This window comes from Antarctobacter sp. (assembly GCF_048262615.1).
GTDB lineage: Bacteria > Pseudomonadota > Alphaproteobacteria > Rhodobacterales > Rhodobacteraceae > Antarctobacter.
Map to the genome: position 1 here is coordinate 99,845 of NZ_JBLXFB010000004.1, position 17,948 is coordinate 117,792.

Genomic DNA, 17,948 nt, shown 5'->3' on the forward strand with positions numbered 1-17,948 from the left:
TGTTCGAATCTGTGCCGTCAACGGTATCATTTCATGACCGGATTGTGGTCTGTTTCCCAAACCGTCATTAATCGGCCATGAATACTAAAATTGTTCAATACTCCGCGCCAGTGCTGCTGGTCGGTGGCGGAGAGGTCGACCGACAGGTTCTTGCGGCGGCTTTGCCGACGGCGGGCCGGGTGGTGGCCGCCGATGGCGGTGCGGCGCAGGTGCTGGCGCTGGGGCGGATGCCGGACGCGGTTTATGGCGACATGGACTCGTTGTCGCCAGAGGTGCAGGCGCAACTGGACGCGGGCGTCCTGCGCGCGATCCCGGAACAGAACAGCACCGATTTCGACAAATGCCTGCGCCATATCGAGGCACCGCTGGTCTTTGGCTACGGCTTTCTGGGGCAGCGGCTGGATCATCAGCTTGCCGCGATGACGGTGCTGGTCAGACGCGCGGACCGGCGCTGCCTGCTGATCGGGGCCGAGGACGTGGTGATGGTCTGCCCGCCGGATCTGTCGCTGGACCTGCCGACGGGCACGCGCTTTTCGCTGTATCCGATGGCTCCGGTGACCGGACGGTCGACGGGGCTGCGCTGGCCCATCGACGGTCTGACGTTCACCCCCGCAGGCACCACCGGCACCTCGAACGAGGTCGACGGGCCGGTGCGGCTGACACTGGACGGGCCTGCAATGCTGCTTATCCTGCCGGTGGCGTGCCTGAGTGCATTGCTTGCGGGGCTGGCGGACGCGCCCGGAACATGGCCCGCTCGCGGATGACAATATAAAGACCCGCGCCGATGGTGATGGCGATGCCCACCGTGGCCAGCGGGCCGGGCAGGTCGCCGAAGATGGCAAAGCCCACGGCGGTGGCAAATGGGATCTCAAGATACTGCATCGGGGCCAGCGTCGCGGCGGGGGCATAGCGCAGCGACCACGTCATCAGCAGATGCGCAAAGGTCCCGGCGGTGCCCATCAGCGCGATCAGGGTCCAGCCCCGCATGCTTGGCGGGATCCACGCGAGTTCGGGCAGAACGTCGGCGGGCGTCAGCGCGATGACCGGCACCAGCAGGACTAACGCGACCATCGCCGACACCGCCTGCATACCGATCGGATCGGTGGTCCCGGCAATGCGCCGCGTCACCAGCATGAAAAAGGCAAAGATCACCGCGACCCCCACAGGCAGCAGCGCGGGCCAGCCGATGTCGGTAAAGGCCGGTTGCACCACCAGCAGGGTGCCGACAAAGCCGACGGCGCAGGCGACAAGGCGGCGCAGGCCAACCTCTTCGCCCAGAAACCAGTAGCCCAGCAGCAACATGATGAAGGGCATCACAAAGGCGATGGCCACCGCATCCGCCAGCGGCAGGAACAGCAGCGCGCTGAACATGAAGGCGACGCCCGCGATGTGCAGCAAGGTGCGCAGCACCACAAAACCAAACGTGCGCAGGTCCATCCGCCAGACCCGCCCGGTGAGCAGCGTCAGCGGCACCAGAATCGCCGCCTGAAAGACAAAGCGCAGGGTGACAAGCTGGCCCACCGCCATCTCGGGGCCCAGCAGCTTGGCCAATGCATCCGCAAAGGGGGCCAGTAGGCAGAAGCCCAGCATCAGGGTGACGCCTAGCAGCGGCTTATCGTGATCAGTGAGGGTCATGCCGCGACCCTAGCGCCGGTACGCGATGGGCGAAATGATCAAATGCCCCGCGATGGGGCCTTTGCGGTATCAAGCGCCGCCAGCAAGGCGGGCAGCGCCGACACCGGGATTTCGGCCTGTTTGCGCCACGGCGCGTAACGATGCAGGAGCATGCCGCCAAACACGGCCAGCGCCGCCAGCGGCACAGCCATGCCGACCAGCCGGTCGGACCTGACGCCAGTGGCCAGCGCGGCGGCCCCGATCCCAAGGCCGGTCAGCAGCGACAGCAGACCGATCCCGAACCAGACCCGGCGCAATCCGCCGCTTTCCCCGATCCTGACCGGCAGATCCGGCGCGCGTTCGGCCAGTCGCGTCGCCACCGCCTGACACAGCGCCCGGTGCGCGGCGCGGTCGGGGTCATCCGGGGGCAGGCCGCGACGGGCGTTGATGGCAATCCGGAACGGGCCGGACGGGCCGATCAGGTCCAGCCGCCGCAGCCGCATAAACTGCACCGACATATCGACAAAAACCGCCGCCTCGATCTCTGTCAGGGCGCAGCGTGGTACCGGGCATTCCGGCGGGCCGATCAGCAGATCGCCCTCCAGCCGCCAGCCGGTCGCCGCGCGCAGCGGCGCGCGGCGAAAGGTGAAGGTCTCAGTCAAGCGCCCGCCAGCCAATGTCACGGCGGAACACGCCCTGCGGCCAGTCCACCGCGTCGACCATGGCATAGGCCCGGTCGCGCGCCTCTTGGAGGGTGTCGCCGCGCGCGGTGGCGTTCAGCACCCGCCCGCCATTGGCCAGAACGCGGCCGCCCTCGGCCTTGGTGCCTGCGTGGAACATCATCCGGAAACTGTCCTCGGGCAAGCCGTCCAGACCGCCGATCTCGCTGCCCCTGGCATAGGGGCCGGGGTAGCCATCGGTCGCCATCACAACGGTCAGGGCATGGTCATCGGCCCATGTGACCTGCGCCTCTGCCAGCCGCCCCTCGGCGCAGGCATGCATCAGGTCCAGCGCCTGCGCGCCAAGGCGCAGCATCAGCACCTGACATTCCGGGTCGCCAAAGCGCGCGTTGAATTCCACCAATCGGGGCTGCCCGTCCTCGATCATCAGACCGACATAGAGCACACCTTGATAGGGCATCCCGCGTTTGACCATCTCGGCCATCGTGGGCCGCACGATCTGGTCGAGGGCTTTTTGCGTGACCTCCGGCGTCATGACCGGGGCGGGAGAATAGGCCCCCATGCCGCCGGTGTTGGGGCCGGTGTCGCCCTCGCCGATGCGCTTGTGATCCTGCGCGGTGCCGATGGGCAGGCAGGTCTCACCGTCGACCAGCACAAAGAAAGACGCCTCTTCGCCGGTCATGAATTCTTCGATCACGATCTCGGCCCCGGCCTCGCCAAAGGCACCGCCGAACATCTCATCGACCGCCGCCTTGGCCGTGGCCTCATCCATCGCCACCACCACGCCTTTGCCAGCGGCCAGCCCGTCGGCCTTGACCACGATGGGTGCGCCGACCGCCTCGATATAGTGGTGCGCGCCCGAGGGGCCGTTGAAGGCAACCCAGCTGGCCTGCGGCGCGTCGGCGGCATCGCAGATTTCCTTGGTGAACTTCTTGGAGGCCTCTAGCTGGGCCGCTGCCGCAGAGGGGCCAAAGACCAGAAACCCCGCCTCGCGCAGACGGTCGGCGACACCCGCCGCCAGCGGGGCCTCGGGGCCGATGATCACCAGATCGATGGCGTGTTCGCCAGCAAATTCGGTGACCGCGCCGGGGTCTTCGATGTCCAGCGTTGCGCATTCGGCGATCTGTTCGATCCCCGCGTTGCCGGGGGCCACGATCAGCTTGTCACATTTGGGGTTTTGCAGCGTGGCCCATGCGAGGCTGTGTTCACGGCCGCCGCTGCCGAGGATGAGGATATTCACGGGCGTGCTCCTTGTTGGGCCGGGAGGGTGGGGCGTCATGCCAGAGGCGTGCTTTCGGCATGCCCCCGTCGCTTGGGCGACTTCTCGGGGTATTTGGACAGAGAAGAAGCCCAGGGTGGCTTTTCCGGCGGTTGGGGGTCGTTTAAGGTCCCGCGCAGGCAAGAGCAAGCGAGGCGGCATGGACCTGATCGAGGACGGACCAGAGGGCAACACGCCGGAGTTCTCAGTGACCGAGCTGTCGGGCGCGGTGAAACGGGTGATCGAGGGCGAGTTCGGCTTTGTCCGGGTGCGCGGCGAGGTCGGGCGCGTCAGCCGTCCGAAGTCCGGGCATGTCTATCTGGACCTCAAGGACGACCGCTCGGTGATTGCGGGGATCATGTGGAAAGGCGTCGCCGCGCGTCAGCAGGCCCCGGTCGAAGAGGGGATGGAGGTGGTCGCCACCGGCCGTCTGACCACCTTCCCCGGCCAGTCCAGATATCAGATCGTCATCGAGGAAATCCGCCCGGCGGGGGCGGGCGCGTTGATGGCCATGCTGGAAAAGCGCAAGGCGATGTTGCAGGCCGAAGGGCTGTTCGCGGCAGAGCGCAAGCGGCCTTTGCCCTATCTGCCAGAGATCATCGGGGTTGTGACCTCGCCCTCGGGCGCGGTGATCCGCGATATCCTGCACCGGCTGCGCGAGCGGTTCCCGCGCAAGGTGCTGATCTGGCCGGTGGCTGTGCAGGGCGCGAACTGCGCGCCCGAGGTGGTGCGCGCCATCGAGGGGTTCAACCGGATGACGCCCGGCGGCGCGCTGCCCCGGCCCGACCTGCTGATTGTCGCGCGCGGCGGTGGCTCGGTCGAGGATCTGTGGGGCTTCAACGAAGAGGCGGTCGCGCGGGCGGCGGCGGCCTCCGAGATCCCGCTGATCTCGGCGGTGGGGCATGAGACCGACACCACGCTGATCGACTTTGTGTCCGACCGGCGCGCGCCCACCCCCACGGCGGCGGCGGAACTGGCGGTGCCGGTACGGATGGACCTGATCGGCGCGGTGCGCGATTTCGGCGCGCGGACGGACCGCGCCATGGTGCAGCGGCTGGAGGTGCGCGGCCAGCGGCTGCGCGACCTGTCCCGCGCCCTGCCACGGGTCGAGGAATTGCTGGACGGGCCGCGCCAGCGGCTGGACATCATGGGCGAACGGCTGCCGCAGGCGCTGACCCGCAGCGTCGACCGCCGCAAGCTGGCGCTGTCAGAGGTCGCGGGCAGCCTGCGCCCCGCTGTCCTGACGCGCGCCCTGTCGGTCGAGCAGCGCCGCCTGTCGGAACGCGCTGCGCGGCTCAAGCCCGCGCTGGACCGTCTGGTGCAGGTCCGGCGCGAGGCGCTGGGCCGCCGCGCCGACCGGCTCAGCCCGCGCGCCATCCTGCGCGAGATCGCGGTGCAGCAGACCCGGCTGGCCGATCTGACCCGCCGTCTGGCGGATGGACAAGACGCCCGCCAGACCGATCTGCGCGCCCGGCTGGACGCCCTGACCCGCCTGCATGAGACGCTGGGCTACCGCGAGACGCTGCGGCGCGGCTATGCGGTGGTGCGCGGCGACGGCCATGTGGTGACCACCAAGGCGGCGGCGGAAAACGCCACCGGTCTCGAAATCGAATTTGCCGATGGCAAGCTGAAACTTGGCGGCGGCTCTTCATCCCGCAAACCGGCCAAGCGCAAGCCGCCCGAACAGGGCAGCCTGTTCTGACCGCCTTGTGGCCATCCGCAGGATAAACACCGCTGGACTTTCCTTTTCTTCTGCGCTCGCATAGGATTGCTGCAATGCATCATTGGCAAGGGAGGGGAGCCTGTGGCCGAGAGTGAAAAACCGCTTCTGATCAAGCGCTACGCCAGCCGGCGGCTCTATAATACGGAAACCTCCGACTATGTCACACTTGAGGACATTGCCGGGTTCATCCGCGACGGGCGCGAGGTCAAGATCATCGACCTGAAATCCGGCGACGACCTGACCCGGCAGTATCTGCTACAGATCGTGGCCGAGAACGAGAGCAAGGGCCAAAGCGTGCTGCCGATCAGCGTGCTGACCGACCTTGTGCGCAGCTATACGACCCATGCCACCAGCGCCGTGCCGCAGTTTCTGGCCGCCAGCTTCGAGATGTTCCGCGACAGCCAGTCGAAATGGCTGGAGAACGTGAACTCTATGAACCCGATGGCCAAAAGCCTTGAGGCGATGCAGGCCCAGCAAGAGGCCTTTATGAAGGCGATGACCGGGGCGGCGGACGAGGCAGAAGGCAAAAAATCCGCGTCGCAGGGCAAGGAAGACCTCGAATCGATCAAGCAACAGCTCACAGACCTGCAAAGCAAACTGTCCAAGCTGGAAAAGTAACCGGCGCTGTGGGGCGCGGCCCCGCACGCAATCGGTTTGCGCGGCCCGGTTTGTCCGGGCCGTTTTTCATTGTGGCAATCCCTGCGCGCAACCGGGACAGATCCTGTCCCGGTCAAACCGTGCCGGGACGCGCCCCCAACAGGGCGCATCCCGGCGGCAGTACCGGCCTCAAGTGCCGTAGGCGCGCGTCGGTGTTGCGGCCTGTTCCGCGGCGCGCACAAGAATCGCGGCCACGGCATCGCAGTCCGTGAGTGTGAGGCGGGCAGGCAGTCGGGTGTCGCAGGCGCGCATCAGCATGGCGCGCGTGCGCGGAAGCTCGGGCATTTCGGGCAGGAACTGCCAGTTCCAATAGGCCCGTGCGTTGTCGCGGCTCAGGCCAAAGACCTGCACCTTGACACCTTCGTCGGCAGCGGCGGCGACAAAGTCGCGGACCTCATCGTCCGACAGGCCGGTCAGGTTGAACTGAAGCGAATCCGGCGCGCGTTCCTCGGGCGGCAGATGCGCGGGCACGTCGATCCATGGGCTTTTGGTGATGGTGGCGGCGACGTGGTCGTGATTGCGGCGGCCATCGGCAACGCGCTGGTCGATGTGGGACAGTTGCGGACGGATCACCGCTGCCGACAGGTTCGACATGCGCAGGTTGTACAGCGGCAGCTTGTTCTGCCAGCGGGCAAAGGCCTGTTCCAGTTCGGCGGTATTGTCGCCGGGGGTCAGGTGTTTGGCCCATGCGTGCTCATAGGCCCCCGACAGGATCACCGCGCGCGCCACCAGATCGGCGTCGTCGGTGACAAGAATGCCGCCTTCGCCTGCATTGACCAGCTTGTAGCTTTGGAAACTGAAACAGCCGACCCGGCCCAGCGTGCCGATCTTGCGCCCGTGCCATGTGGTGCCAAGGCTATGCGCCGCGTCCTCGATCACCGGCACACCGGCCTTGGCGCAGAGCGCCAGGATTGCGTCCATGTCAGAGGTATGGCCGCGCATGTGGCTGACGATGACGGCGTCGACCGCGGGCAGGCGGGCGGCGAAATCCGCCATGTCGATGCGATAGTTCTCCCCGACCTCGCACAGCACCGGCACCAGACCGGCATGAATGACCGATGACGGCACGGCGGCAAAGGTAAAGCCGGGGATCAGCACGCGCCCGCCCTTGGGCAGGTTCAGCGCCTCCAGCGACAGGAACAGCGCGGCAGAGCAACTGGACACCGCCAGCGCGTATTTTGTCCCCATGAAGGCGGCGAACTCGCGTTCCAGCAGCGCGACGGGGGCATCTTCGGGGGCGGTGTAGCGAAACAGGTCGCCGGACTGCAAAAGGCGGTCGATCTCGGCGCGGGCCTCGGCTGGGATCGGTTCGGCGTCGTGCATATTCGGGAGCATGTTTTCAAAATCCTGAATTTTGGTTTTCAAAAATGTAAATCAGATGCGCGCGTCGGGGAAGCCTAAAAGCGACGCAAAGCGCTTTGGCGGCGAATTACAGCCGCGCGGCATCGCCGAGGCGCGGCGTGGTTGCGGAGAAAGGGGGGGCTTGAGTGGCCGTCAGACGCCCAGCCGGTCGCGCATCGCGTACCAAGTCATTGCCAGCGTCAGCAGCGGCGCGCGCAGACGCGGCCCGCCGGGAAAGGCCGGTGAGGGCAGGGCGGCAAAGGCATCGAACCCGGCGGATTGCCCGCGGATCGCCTCGGCCATCAGCTTGCCCGCCTGCACCGCGTTGCCGACGCCGTGGCCGGAATAGCCCGAGGCGCTGAGGATGTTGGGCGCAACCCGTTCCAGATGGGGCAGGCGTTTCAGCGTGATCGCCAGCGTGCCGCCCCATGCATAGTCCAACGCCACGTCGCGCAGCGCCGGAAACACCTCTGTCATCGGTTTGCGCACGGTGGCGCGGATGTCGGCGGGAAAGCGATAGCCATAGCTTTCGCCGCCGCCGAACAGCAACCGCTTGTCGGGCGACAGGCGGAAGTAATTGACGACAAAGCGGTCGTCAGAGACCGCCACGTCCTGCGTCAGCACCTCGGCGGCGCGGGCGCCCAGCGGCTCGGTGGCGACGACAAAATTGTTGATCGGCATGACACGGGCCGCCACGCGCCGGTTCAACCGTCCCAGATAGCCGTTGCAGGCCAGCACGACATGATCCGCCGTGATCCGCCCGGATTCTGTCTTGACCGTGGGTTTGGCCCCCTCGGTCACGTCCAGCACCAGACTGCGCTCGAAGATCCGCGCGCCAGCGGCCTGTGCCGCCTGCGCCAGACCTTTGGCCAGCTTCAGCGGGTTCAGATGCCCCGCGCCCCGGTCGACAATCCCGCCCCGATACAGCGGTGAGGGGCACAGCGCGGCAAACCCGTCCGGGTCCAGCGCCTCTATCGGATAGCCATAGACCCGGTCCATATGCGCGGCGTAGGCGTGCAGATCGCGCATTGCCCCGGCTGAGGACCCGGCCCAAGCGATGCCGTCGCGCAGGTCACAGTCAATGCCGTGCCGCGCCGCCAGATCGCGCACCAGCGCCTTGGCGTCCTCGCCCAGATCCCACAGCACGCGAGCGGCGTCGCGCCCGACCATCTTTTCCAGCGTGACCTGATCCTGCCGCTGGCCCGATCCCAACTGGCCGCCATTGCGTCCCGACGCGCCAAAGCCCACGCGATGCGCCTCGACCAGAACCACGTCCAGCCCGGTCTCTGCCAGATGCAGCGCCGCCGACAGGCCGGTGTAGCCGCCGCCCACGACGCAGACATCGGCCCGCATCTCACCTTTTTGCACCGGGAAGGGCGGCAGGGGCGGCGTCACCGCCGCATACCAGCTTTCGGGGTATTCGCCGCGCCGGTCGTTGCTGAACAAGAGGTTCACGGGCCCGCTCCGCGATCAGACGTTCAGCAGCAGGTGCTCACGCTCCCACGGCGAGATCACTTGCAGGAACTCATCGTATTCGGCGCGTTTCACGATGGAATAGACCCGCGCGAACTCTGGCCCCAGAACCTCGTGCAGGGCGGTGGCCTCGTCGAAGATGTCCAGCGCCTGACCCAGAACGCGGGGGATGTCGCCCTCGCCCTCATAGGCATCGCCCTTGAACTGTTTCGAGGGCCTGCGCTCTTCCATCAGGCCCAGATAGCCGCTGGCCAGCGAGGCCGCGATGCCAAGATAGGGATTGCAGTCCATCCCCCCCAGCCGGTTTTCCACCCGCCGCGCCTCGGGGCCGGACAGGGGAATGCGGATGCCGGTAGTGCGGTTGTCGCGTCCCCACTCCAGATTGATCGGCGCGGCGTGGTCCTTCACGTAGCGGCGATAGCTGTTCACATAGGGCGCCATGACCGCGATGGCCGAGGGCAGATGCGTCTGCAACCCGCCGATAAAGTGGAAAAACGCATCCGTCTCACCGCCCTGCGGACCGGAAAACAGGTTCTGCCCGGTCTCGATATCCAGCACCGAATGGTGGATATGCATGGCGCTGCCCGGTTCATCGGCGATGGGCTTGGCCATGAAGGTCGCGAAACAATCGTGCCGCAGCGCCGCCTCGCGGATCAGCCGCTTGAAGAAAAACACCTCATCGGCCAGCTTGACCGGGTTGCCATGGCGCAGGTTGATCTCCAACTGCCCGGCGCCGCCCTCCTGCGTGATACCGTCGATCTCAAAGCCCTGCGCCTCGGCGAAATCATAGATGTCGTCGATCACCGGGCCGAACTCATCCACCGCCGTCATCGAATAGGCCTGACGCGCCGCCGCCGGGCGACCGGAACGGCCCATCATTGGCTCGATATCCTTGGCCGGGTCGATGTTGCGCGCCACCAGATAGAATTCCATCTCCGGTGCGACCACCGGCTTCCACCCCTGTGCCTCGTACAGGGCAACCACCCGTTTCAGCACGTTGCGCGGGCTGAAAGGCACCGCCGTGCCGTGCCGGTCATAGGCATCGTGGATCACCTGCAAGGTCCAGTCGCCGGTCCACGGCGCGGCGGTCGCGGTGGTCATGTCGGGGCGCAGGACCATGTCGCGCTCAATAAACCCCTCTTCCGAGGCCGCCTCTCCCCAGTCGCCGGTGATGGTCTGGAAAAAGATCGAGTCGGGCAGGTGAAAATACGACTGACGGGCGAATTTCGACGCCGGAACCGCCTTGCCCCGCGCAATCCCCGGCAGGTCCGAGATGATGCACTCCACCTCGTCCAGACGCCGCCCCTCAAGGTAGGCATGGGCCGCTTCGGGCAGGTTTTCGGTCCAGTCGATCTGGGCGCTTTTGTCCACGGTATGTCCTTTGCGTTTCAGGCGGCGCGCTCTGGCAACTGCTTGTGTTTCAGGAAGTGTATCAGGTCGTCGATCATCTCGGCGTTGTCCAGCGGCGTATCGATCTCTGCCGAAGCCTGCGCCAGCAGCGGGTCCGGCACCACGCCGCGCCCGCGTTTGTCGATCAGACCCTTGGTAAAGGGGGCGTTGAATTCAGGATGCGGCTGCACCGTGTAGGCCTGACCGGGATACAGCAGCGCCGCATGGGTGCAAAAATCGCTGGAGGCGACGGTCCGCGCCCCCTCGGGCGGGGTGATCACCTGATCCTGATGCCATGCCATCACGGTTTTCGGTCCGCGCCCGGCAAAGTCATAGACCTGCGGCCCGATCGACCAGCCGCCGGGGAATTTGACAACCTCGCCGCCCAAGGCCTGCGCGATCACCTGATGGCCAAAGCAGATGCCAACCAGCGGTTTGCCCGCCGCCACGATCTGCCGGATTAATTCCTCCAGCGGCGGCAGCCACGGGTGATCCTCATAGATGCCGTGCCGCGATCCGGTGATCAGCCAGCCATCCGCCGCCTCTGGCCCCGGCGGGAACTCACCGTTCACCACCGCCCATGTTTCAAACGCGAACCCCGCGTGGGCCAGCCGGTCGATGAACATATCCGGGTACTGGCCGTGGGTTTCGGCCAGTTCCGGCACCACGATCCCGGTCTGAAGAATACCGATCTTCATGTGTCACCTATGCGTTGGCGTATGACGAAAGCGTCCCAAGATCACACCGTATCCAGATAGATTTCCGTCTGTTCCGACTTTGTCAGCTCTTCCATGTCGCGCATTTCCTGCCGCTTGGTCAGCACCAGATTGCGGATCAGTTCCTTGGGGAAGATACGCGGCATATAGGGGCTGGCGTCAAAGGCGTCGATGGCCCCGCCCCAGTCGCGCGGAATATGCGGCAGGTCCTGATCGTAGGCGTTGCCGGTGATGCGCTCTGGCGGGGTCATCTTGTCCTCGATCCCCATCAGGGCCGCGCCAAGGATGGCGGCCAGCGCCAGATAGGGGTTCACGTCACCACCCGCCACGCGATGCTCGATCCGCCGCGCGACCGGCGCGCCGGATGGCACGCGCACCGCCGCGGTGCGGTTGTCATAGGCCCAGCAGATCGCCGAGGGCGCGTGTGATCCGGGCACGATCCGTTCATAGCTGTTGAGATGCGGCGCATAGATCAGCGCGCTGTCCGACAGCGCCGCGATGCAGCCGCCGATGGCGTGCAGCAGCGCCTCGGTGCCTTCGGGGCCGCCGTTGTCAAAGATGTTCTTGCCGTCCTTGTCCAGCACGGAAAAATGCGCGTGCATCCCGTTGCCGGAATAATCGTCATAGGGTTTGGCCATGAAACTGGCGGCAAAGCCGTGTTTGCGCGCCAGACCCTTCACCAGCATCTTGAACAGCCACGCATCGTCCGCCGCCTTCAGCGGGTCGGCCTGATGCATCAGGTTGACCTCGAACTGGCCCAGACCGGCTTCCGAGATCAGCGTATCGGCGGGAATGTCCATCAATTCACAGGCCTCGTAGAGGTCGGTGAAAAACACGTCAAAGGTGTCCAGCGCCCGGATGCTCAGGACTTCGGCGGCGTTGCGCCTCTTGCCGGTGCGCGGCGACACCGGCACCTGCAAGCGCCGCGCGCTGTCGTCGATCAGGTAGAATTCCAGTTCCACCGCCACCACCGGCGTCAGACCCTTGTCGGCAAAGCGTTGCTGCACCGTCGCCAGCGCATGACGCGGATCGCCGCCATAGGGGCGGCCGTCCTCATGGAACATCCAGATCGGCAGCAGGGCGCTGGGCGCTTCCAGCCACGGCATCGGGACAAAGCCGCGTTCTGTCGGGAACAGGATGGCGTCGCGGTCGCCGCTGTCAAAGACCAGCGGGCTGTCCTCGATGTCCTCTCCCCAGATGTCGACGTTGAGCGCCGAAAAGGGAAAGCGGGTGCCATCGGTCAGCATCTTGATCGCGCTGGGGATGGGCATACGCTTGCCGCGTGCGACGCCGTTCACGTCACAGGCAGCGGCTCGGATGGTGCGGATTTGCGGGCGGTCGTGCAGCCAGTCGGCGCTGGGGGCGGTCATTTGAGACTCGTCTGTTTTGAAATTTGATCAAATTCATATGCCAGCCGCGACGATCCGGCAAGGGGGGGCGTTGAACGGGGGCGGGCAAGCCGTCAAAATCTTGGCAAAACGGGCGGACCCGTGGGCGCGCTTACTCCGCCAGAAACGCCGCGGCCCGGTCCCGCACATCCTGCGGCACCTCCACCGCGCGCCGCGTCTCCAGCGACAGCAGCACGCCCTTGAACGTCGACTCGAACGACAGGGTTTCTTCCGGGCAGCGGTACAGACGATGGCGAAAGGTCATCGTCTTGGTCCCGATCGCCACCACATCGGTTTCCACCCGCAACAGGTCGCCCGCGTGCAGTTCGGCGCGGAAATCGCTTTCTGCATGGACCACCGCAAAGGACAGCCGCCGCCCGCCGCGCATGTCCGCAGGCGTCAGCCCCAGTTCCGCCTGCAAGGCAAAGACCGCATCAGAACAGGCGGCGAAATAGCGTGAGACATTCATGTGGCCCAGAAAGTCGCAATGCGACGGGTCGACGGTGGCGCGGTAGGTAGTCATGGCGGGCATGGGCGGCGTCTCCTGTGGGTGTCATCCGGCGCGGCGATGGCCAGCGGGGGGCCATCAAATGATGGCCGTTTCCTAACGATAGGTAAATTCGCCTCTGTAACCCATTGATTTTGCTAAGGCGCAAAGCTGTCCACGCGTGGACACCCGTCAGCGGATGAGGTTCATTTTCAACCTGATCCGTCCCCTCACATCCTGAGGCAGATGCCGGTTCAAACGCCGGTTCATCAGCCCGAACAGGCTGATGATCACCAGCGTCACAAGGACAAAATACGCCGCAAGGATCGGGTAGGGCACGAAGGGATTAAAGGTCTTGTCGGCGAAATAGCTGGCATAATACAGCGCGTCGCCCTTTTGCCGCCAGGCCGGAAATCCCGACAGAAAAACCAGCGTGGTGGCATGAAACAGAAAGATCGCCTCATTCGTGTAGGCCGGCCACGCCAGCCGCAGCATCGTCGGCCATGTGATCTTTCTGAATTTCGTCCAGCCCGAAAACCCATAGGCATCCGCCGCCTCCATGTCGCCCTTGGGGATCGACAGCAGCGCGCCGTAAAAGATTTCCCCCGAATAGGCGGCGGTGTTCAGAAACAGCACAATCGCCGCGCCCAGCCATGCGGCCGTGAAGGGGTCAAAGATCGGCGAGACGGATTTCAGGCTGAGAAAGGCGAAATAGGCAAAGAAGAACTGGATGAACAGCGGGCTGCCCCGAAAGACAAAGATGAACCACTCGCTGAGTTTGCGCGCCAGCGGGTTGGCCGAGGCCTTGCCCAGGGCCACGGCGGTGGCCAGAAAGAACCCCGACACCAGCGCGATCACCCCGAAGTAGACGTTCCAGATCATCCCCGACCCGATCAGCACCACCTGCTGGCAGAGGGTGAAATCCTCTCGCGGCAACAGCCGCTCGCCGATCCCGACAGAGCGCAGGCCATAGTCGGCGATGGTCTCCCAGCAGCTCATGCCGTCTTCCTCTGCGCTTCGCCGCCCATGGTCGCCTGCCCGTGGGTCAATCGTTTCATGATCCGTCCAAGCACCAGCTCGGACACGCGGGTAAACGCGAGATAAAACACCAACAAGGCAAGGAAATACCACATCCGCCAGTCGCCATGCGGATAGTCGGTAAAGCGCGGCGTTTTGGAGCCGCCCAGTTCGCGCGCCCAGTAGACGATATCCTCGACCCCCAGCAGGAACAGCAGCGGCGTTGCCTTGATCAGCACCATCCAGAGGTTGGACAGGCCGGGCAGGGCAAAGACCCACATCTGCGGCACGAGTATACGCCAGAAACACTGGCGCTGACTCATGCCATAGGCCTCGGCGGTTTCCAGTTGCGCGCGCGGCACCGCCCGCATTGCACCATACAGGACATTGGCCGCAAACGCGCCAAAGACGATGGCAAAGGTCAGGACGGCCAGAAAGAAACCGTAGGTCTCATGCACCCATTGCGCAGCGTTGCCTTGCGGCAGCTTGGCGGCGGCGCAGACGACAAAATCATTGCCCTGCCGGATCGGCTGATCCCAGTCGGGGCATTTTACTTCGTGCCGGATCCACTCAAAGAACTGGTCCAGCGCGATGACAAAGAACAGAAAAAACGCGATGTCCGGCACGCCGCGCACCACGGCGATATAGCCGCGCCCCAGCAGGTTCAGCGGCAGGAACCGTGACCGCGCCGCCGCTGCCCCGGCAAAGCCGAACGCCAGAGCCGATGGCGCGGTGATCGCCAGCAACAGCAGGACGGTGCCGACGGACCAGTAGATCGCCATGTGCTTGCCCGTGGTCAGGTAGCAGGCCATCCAAAACACGCCGTCGAGCGTCGAGGGGTCAGCGCAGGAATTGAACATGCCGGGCCGCTTTCTTGTCTGATCTGTCGGGCACCCCCAAAACCGGAGGTGGGGGAGCGACTGCTGTGTGTCTGGCCCGAACTTTCCCCGTAACCCGGCGGGCGCGGGCCATTACACTGACGTCATTCAATTGTTCATGGTCGGAGGTCATTATGCCAGATGAATTTGTCTTCAAGAAACCGGTCGCCGTCGTCATCGACAACGGGTCCGGGATGTTTCAGCCACCGATGTCCAGTTTCGAAGACCCGCTTTTGGGCAAGAAGGGGCCGCCCGTGGTCTCCTACGCCTATGCCGATACCGGATCGCTGGTTCCGGTCGCCTTCGAAGACCCGCTGCTTGGCAAAAACCCGCCTCCGGTCTTTGAGGACCCGCTGCTTGGCTTCATGCCGCAGGGCTTTGAGGACCCGCTGCTGGGATAACGGCCAAGGGACCGCACGTTGCCGTGCGGTCCCGCGATTGCATCAGAAGGTTTCGCCGATTTCCCACTTGGTGATCAGCGCGTTCAGCGTGCCGTCGTCCTTCATGGACTGGATGGCCGCGTCGAACTTTTCACGCAGTTCGGTGTCGCTTTCGCGCAGGCCCATGCCGACGCCGCCGCCGATCAGGATATCGTCCCCGGCAAAGGCAAGCTCTGCGTCCTCTTCGGCGATGGGGGTCAGGAACGCCTTGTCGGCCAGAACCGCGTCTGCCTCACCGTTGCGCACGGCAGCGATGGTTTCATCCGGCGTGGCGAATTCCACCAGCGTGGCCCCCATCTCGGCGATGTAGGAGGCCTGAATGGTGCCGGTCTGCGCGGCAAAGATGCCCCCTTCCATGTCCAGTTCCGCACCCTCGGGGGCAAGGAACGAGGACGGATCGGGCTGGGTATAGTTCTGGGTGAAATCAATCACCTCGTCGCGTTCGTCGGTGATCGACATGCCCGCGATGATGGTGTCGTAGTTGCCCGACACGAGGTTCGGAATGATCGAGTCCCACTCGTTGGTGACCCACTCGCAGGTCAGGCCCGCGCGCTTGCACAGCTCATCGCCCAACTCACGTTCAAACCCGTCGACTTCGCCGGCGTCGTTGATGAAGTTGAAGGGCGCATAGGCGCCTTCGGTGCCCATCCGCACAACTGAATGGCTTTCCGCCCATGCCGCACCTGCCAGCATGGCCAGCGCCGCCGTTCCGATCATCAGTTTTTTCATATCGTTACTCCCTGGTTCTTTGGCGGCTGGTTCGGCCGCCTGCTTATCCGCAGGCCTTTGGCCTACGCGTGCACGGTCGACTTCAGGAACCCCTGAAGCCGCTCCGACTTGGGCGCACCGAAGAGTGTTTCCGGCGGCCCCTGTTCCTCGATCAGACCCTTGTGCAGAAAGACCACGTGGTCGCTCACATCCGAGGCCATCTTCATGTCATGGGTCACGATCAGCATTGTGCGCCCCTCTTGCGCCAGCGCTTTGATGACGCGCACAACTTCCTGTTCCAGTTCCGGGTCCAGCGCGCTGGTCGGTTCATCGAACAGCAGCGCCTCGGGTTCCATACACAGGGCGCGGGCGATGGCGGCGCGCTGTTGCTGGCCGCCCGACAGTTGCGCGGGATAGGCCTCGCATTTGTCGCCGATCCCCACCTTGTCGAGATAGCCGCGCGCGGCGTCCTCTGATTCGGACCGGTCACGGCCCAGAACGGTCACGGGCGCTTCCATGACGTTTTGCAGGATCGTCATATGCGCCCAAAGATTGAATTGCTGAAAGACCATCGACAGGTTGGTGCGGATGCGCAGAACCTGTTTGGCGTCGGCGGGGCGGCGATTGTGGCCGTTGCCCTTCCACTGCACCGGCTCACCCTTGAACAGGATGTCGCCTTGCTGGCTGTCTTCAAGCAGGTTGCAGCATCGCAGAAGCGTGGATTTTCCGGACCCGGACGACCCGATCAAAGAGACGACGTCCCCCTTGTGCGCTGTGATGTCAACGCCCTTGAGGACTTCGAGCGAGCCATAGGCCTTGTGCAGGCCTTTGATCTCTATGACGGGCTGGGTCGCCATGCACTTCCTGACTGTTGCTCAGATTTGCGACAGATTGGCGGCAAGACGGCAGGGTTGCAATCGCGAAATCGCCTCAGTGCGGTCAATGGGGGGCATGATGACGAAAGGTCAGGCGACGTCGCGCGCCTGCGGCGGCGGTGCCGGGATCGGCACCGCAAGGTAGTCTTCGTTCCGGTTCTGGGCCAGTCCGACCGGCCCGCCCATCGCCGCGCGGGTCTCGTCCGGGAGCGTCTGCAACGCCTCCGCCAGCGCCGTGCGCAGGGGGAGGGGATCATTGCCAAGGGCGGTGATCAACGCCAGACCGGCGGTCGGCGTGCTGCGGTCGCTCACCTGTAGCGCATCTGCGACCGACGGCTCCAGCAGGCAGAGAACGCGCCATGTCACGGCATCGACATAGGCCACGTCCGCGCGGCCCTCGATCACCGCCGCGACAGAGGCGCGATGGCTGCCGGTCTCCAGATAGCTGGCAAAGGGCCGGCCCCGCGTCGCCCCCCAGCCGGACTGGCTGTCGGGCTGGTTGAAGGCAAGGCGCAGATCGCCCCGATCGCCGGGGTCGCCGCGCCGGGTCAGCACAACGGAATGGTAAAAGCCGGGCGGGGTGTCCGGCAGCGCGTAGTCGAAAGAGGCCACATAGGTCACACGGTCGCGCAGCCGGTCCCGAAAGGGCAGCCCGCAGGTGTGCGACAGGATCAGATCCGGGGCCATCCAGTGCGCATACCAATCCTCGGGCAGGGCATCGGGGGGGGTCAGGGGGGGCAAGTCCGGCAAGCGGTGCTGCACCGCGTCCCAGAACACCGCCCAATGCGGCGCGGTCTCGCGCTGCCAGTACATCGGAAGGCTGGCGATCATCCGCGTTTCTCCACCCGGCGCCGCGCAAAGGCGCTGTCGCGGTCGTTGACACCCAGCAGGTTGGACACCAGCCGCAGCAGCGCGTCCTCTTCGGCCTCGCGCACGCCATCGGCAAGAACAACCTGCCACAGCGCCTCGATCACACCGATGCGCTCCTCATAGGGGACCGCATCCTTGATCGCACGGGTAAAGCGCACGGTGTCGGGGGCCTCGGCCTCCAGCGTTTCGGCGTCGCCGCGCAGCTGGGCCGCCTCGAACGGCGAGAGGCTGTACCGGGCGGCAACGATGCGGTCGATCCGCGCCTTTTCGGCCTCGTCAAAGTCGCCGTCGGACCGGGCGACCCGCACCAGAAGGGCGGTCAGCGCAAGGCGGGCATCCGCATCGGGCAGCGGGGCGGGGTCTGGCGCGGTCAGGCGCTTGAGGAAATCTGCGAACATGGCGGTGATATAGTCCCGGGCGGCGGCGGGTACAAA

Annotated in this window: 19 protein-coding genes; 4 read left to right on the forward strand and 15 right to left on the reverse strand. The window is 65.1% G+C overall.

The genetic code is table 11. From position 1 onward, the window contains the following. The first annotated feature begins 77 nt into the window (after positions 1-77). The gene (locus ACN0S5_RS05915; RefSeq protein ID WP_417206887.1) at positions 78-764 is read left to right on the forward strand and encodes a thiamine diphosphokinase; all 687 of its coding nucleotides are present in this window, start codon (positions 78-80) and stop codon (positions 762-764) included. Here ACN0S5_RS05915 and ACN0S5_RS05920 read toward each other — a convergent pair. Genes ACN0S5_RS05920 through purD form a run of 3 tightly spaced genes read right to left on the reverse strand, consistent with a single transcriptional unit; the run spans position 685 to position 3,534 of the window. Continuing rightward, entirely contained in the window at positions 685-1,635 is a 951-nt protein-coding gene (locus ACN0S5_RS05920; protein ID WP_417206888.1) for a DMT family transporter, read from the reverse strand. The two genes, ACN0S5_RS05915 and ACN0S5_RS05920, sit on opposite strands and share 80 nt — an antisense overlap. A gap of 38 nt (positions 1,636-1,673) precedes the next feature. Then, positions 1,674-2,276, reverse strand: a complete 603-nt coding sequence (locus tag ACN0S5_RS05925) for a hypothetical protein (RefSeq protein WP_417206890.1) — start codon at positions 2,274-2,276, stop codon at positions 1,674-1,676. Further along, on the reverse strand, positions 2,269-3,534 hold the full coding sequence (gene purD / locus ACN0S5_RS05930) for a phosphoribosylamine--glycine ligase (RefSeq protein WP_417206892.1): 1,266 nt from the start codon (positions 3,532-3,534) through the stop codon (positions 2,269-2,271). The genes ACN0S5_RS05925 and purD overlap by 8 nt, the downstream gene beginning before the upstream one ends. 178 nt (positions 3,535-3,712) lie before the next feature. Here purD and xseA point away from each other — a divergent pair, with 178 nt between their 5' ends. Both xseA and phaR read left to right on the forward strand, forming a co-directional pair. Further along, entirely contained in the window at positions 3,713-5,254 is a 1,542-nt protein-coding gene (gene xseA / locus ACN0S5_RS05935; protein WP_417206895.1) for an exodeoxyribonuclease VII large subunit, read from the forward strand. Positions 5,255-5,356: 102 nt separating this feature from the next. After that, positions 5,357-5,893, forward strand: a complete 537-nt coding sequence (phaR, locus tag ACN0S5_RS05940) for a polyhydroxyalkanoate synthesis repressor PhaR (RefSeq protein WP_417206897.1) — start codon at positions 5,357-5,359, stop codon at positions 5,891-5,893. Between the two features lie 168 nt (positions 5,894-6,061). Here phaR and ACN0S5_RS05945 read toward each other — a convergent pair whose 3' ends face one another. The 8 genes from ACN0S5_RS05945 to ACN0S5_RS05980 form a co-directional block, all read right to left on the reverse strand. Then, positions 6,062-7,267 (reverse strand): DegT/DnrJ/EryC1/StrS family aminotransferase, encoded by a 1,206-nt coding sequence (locus ACN0S5_RS05945; protein ID WP_417206899.1) that lies wholly within the window; start codon positions 7,265-7,267, stop codon positions 6,062-6,064. A 159-nt stretch (positions 7,268-7,426) separates the two neighbouring features. Further along, the gene (locus tag ACN0S5_RS05950; RefSeq protein ID WP_417206901.1) at positions 7,427-8,728 is read right to left on the reverse strand and encodes an NAD(P)/FAD-dependent oxidoreductase; all 1,302 of its coding nucleotides are present in this window, start codon (positions 8,726-8,728) and stop codon (positions 7,427-7,429) included. Positions 8,729-8,743: 15 nt separating this feature from the next. Beyond that, the gene (locus ACN0S5_RS05955) at positions 8,744-10,117 is read right to left on the reverse strand and encodes a glutamine synthetase family protein (protein WP_417206902.1); all 1,374 of its coding nucleotides are present in this window, start codon (positions 10,115-10,117) and stop codon (positions 8,744-8,746) included. Between the two features lie 17 nt (positions 10,118-10,134). Beyond that, a complete protein-coding gene (locus ACN0S5_RS05960; protein WP_417206904.1) occupies positions 10,135-10,833 on the reverse strand; it encodes a type 1 glutamine amidotransferase in 699 nt (232 codons plus the stop codon). Between the two features lie 41 nt (positions 10,834-10,874). After that, a complete protein-coding gene (locus tag ACN0S5_RS05965) occupies positions 10,875-12,221 on the reverse strand; it encodes a glutamine synthetase family protein (RefSeq protein WP_417206907.1) in 1,347 nt (448 codons plus the stop codon). A gap of 130 nt (positions 12,222-12,351) precedes the next feature. Further along, on the reverse strand, positions 12,352-12,771 hold the full coding sequence (locus ACN0S5_RS05970) for an acyl-CoA thioesterase (RefSeq protein WP_417206909.1): 420 nt from the start codon (positions 12,769-12,771) through the stop codon (positions 12,352-12,354). Positions 12,772-12,918: 147 nt separating this feature from the next. After that, complete coding sequence (locus tag ACN0S5_RS05975) at positions 12,919-13,725, reverse strand: ABC transporter permease (protein WP_417206910.1); 807 nt, start codon at positions 13,723-13,725, stop codon at positions 12,919-12,921. Beyond that, the gene (locus ACN0S5_RS05980) at positions 13,722-14,603 is read right to left on the reverse strand and encodes an ABC transporter permease (RefSeq protein WP_417206912.1); all 882 of its coding nucleotides are present in this window, start codon (positions 14,601-14,603) and stop codon (positions 13,722-13,724) included. The genes ACN0S5_RS05975 and ACN0S5_RS05980 overlap by 4 nt, the downstream gene beginning before the upstream one ends. A 152-nt stretch (positions 14,604-14,755) precedes the next feature. Here ACN0S5_RS05980 and ACN0S5_RS05985 point away from each other — a divergent pair, with 152 nt between their 5' ends. Further along, a complete protein-coding gene (locus ACN0S5_RS05985; protein ID WP_417206914.1) occupies positions 14,756-15,022 on the forward strand; it encodes a hypothetical protein in 267 nt (88 codons plus the stop codon). A 42-nt stretch (positions 15,023-15,064) separates the two neighbouring features. Here ACN0S5_RS05985 and ACN0S5_RS05990 read toward each other — a convergent pair whose 3' ends face one another. The 4 genes from ACN0S5_RS05990 to ACN0S5_RS06005 form a co-directional block, all read right to left on the reverse strand. After that, positions 15,065-15,790 (reverse strand): transporter substrate-binding domain-containing protein, encoded by a 726-nt coding sequence (locus ACN0S5_RS05990; RefSeq protein WP_417206917.1) that lies wholly within the window; start codon positions 15,788-15,790, stop codon positions 15,065-15,067. A 62-nt stretch (positions 15,791-15,852) separates the two neighbouring features. Next, positions 15,853-16,626, reverse strand: a complete 774-nt coding sequence (locus ACN0S5_RS05995) for an ABC transporter ATP-binding protein (protein WP_417206920.1) — start codon at positions 16,624-16,626, stop codon at positions 15,853-15,855. Between the two features lie 108 nt (positions 16,627-16,734). Further along, positions 16,735-17,475 carry a phosphate/phosphite/phosphonate ABC transporter substrate-binding protein gene (locus ACN0S5_RS06000; RefSeq protein ID WP_417206922.1) on the reverse strand — a complete coding sequence of 247 codons (741 nt, stop codon included), beginning with the start codon at positions 17,473-17,475 and terminating at the stop codon, positions 16,735-16,737. Further along, positions 17,472-17,912, reverse strand: a complete 441-nt coding sequence (locus ACN0S5_RS06005) for a TerB family tellurite resistance protein (RefSeq protein WP_417206924.1) — start codon at positions 17,910-17,912, stop codon at positions 17,472-17,474. The genes ACN0S5_RS06000 and ACN0S5_RS06005 overlap by 4 nt, the downstream gene beginning before the upstream one ends. Positions 17,913-17,948: the final 36 nt, after the last annotated feature.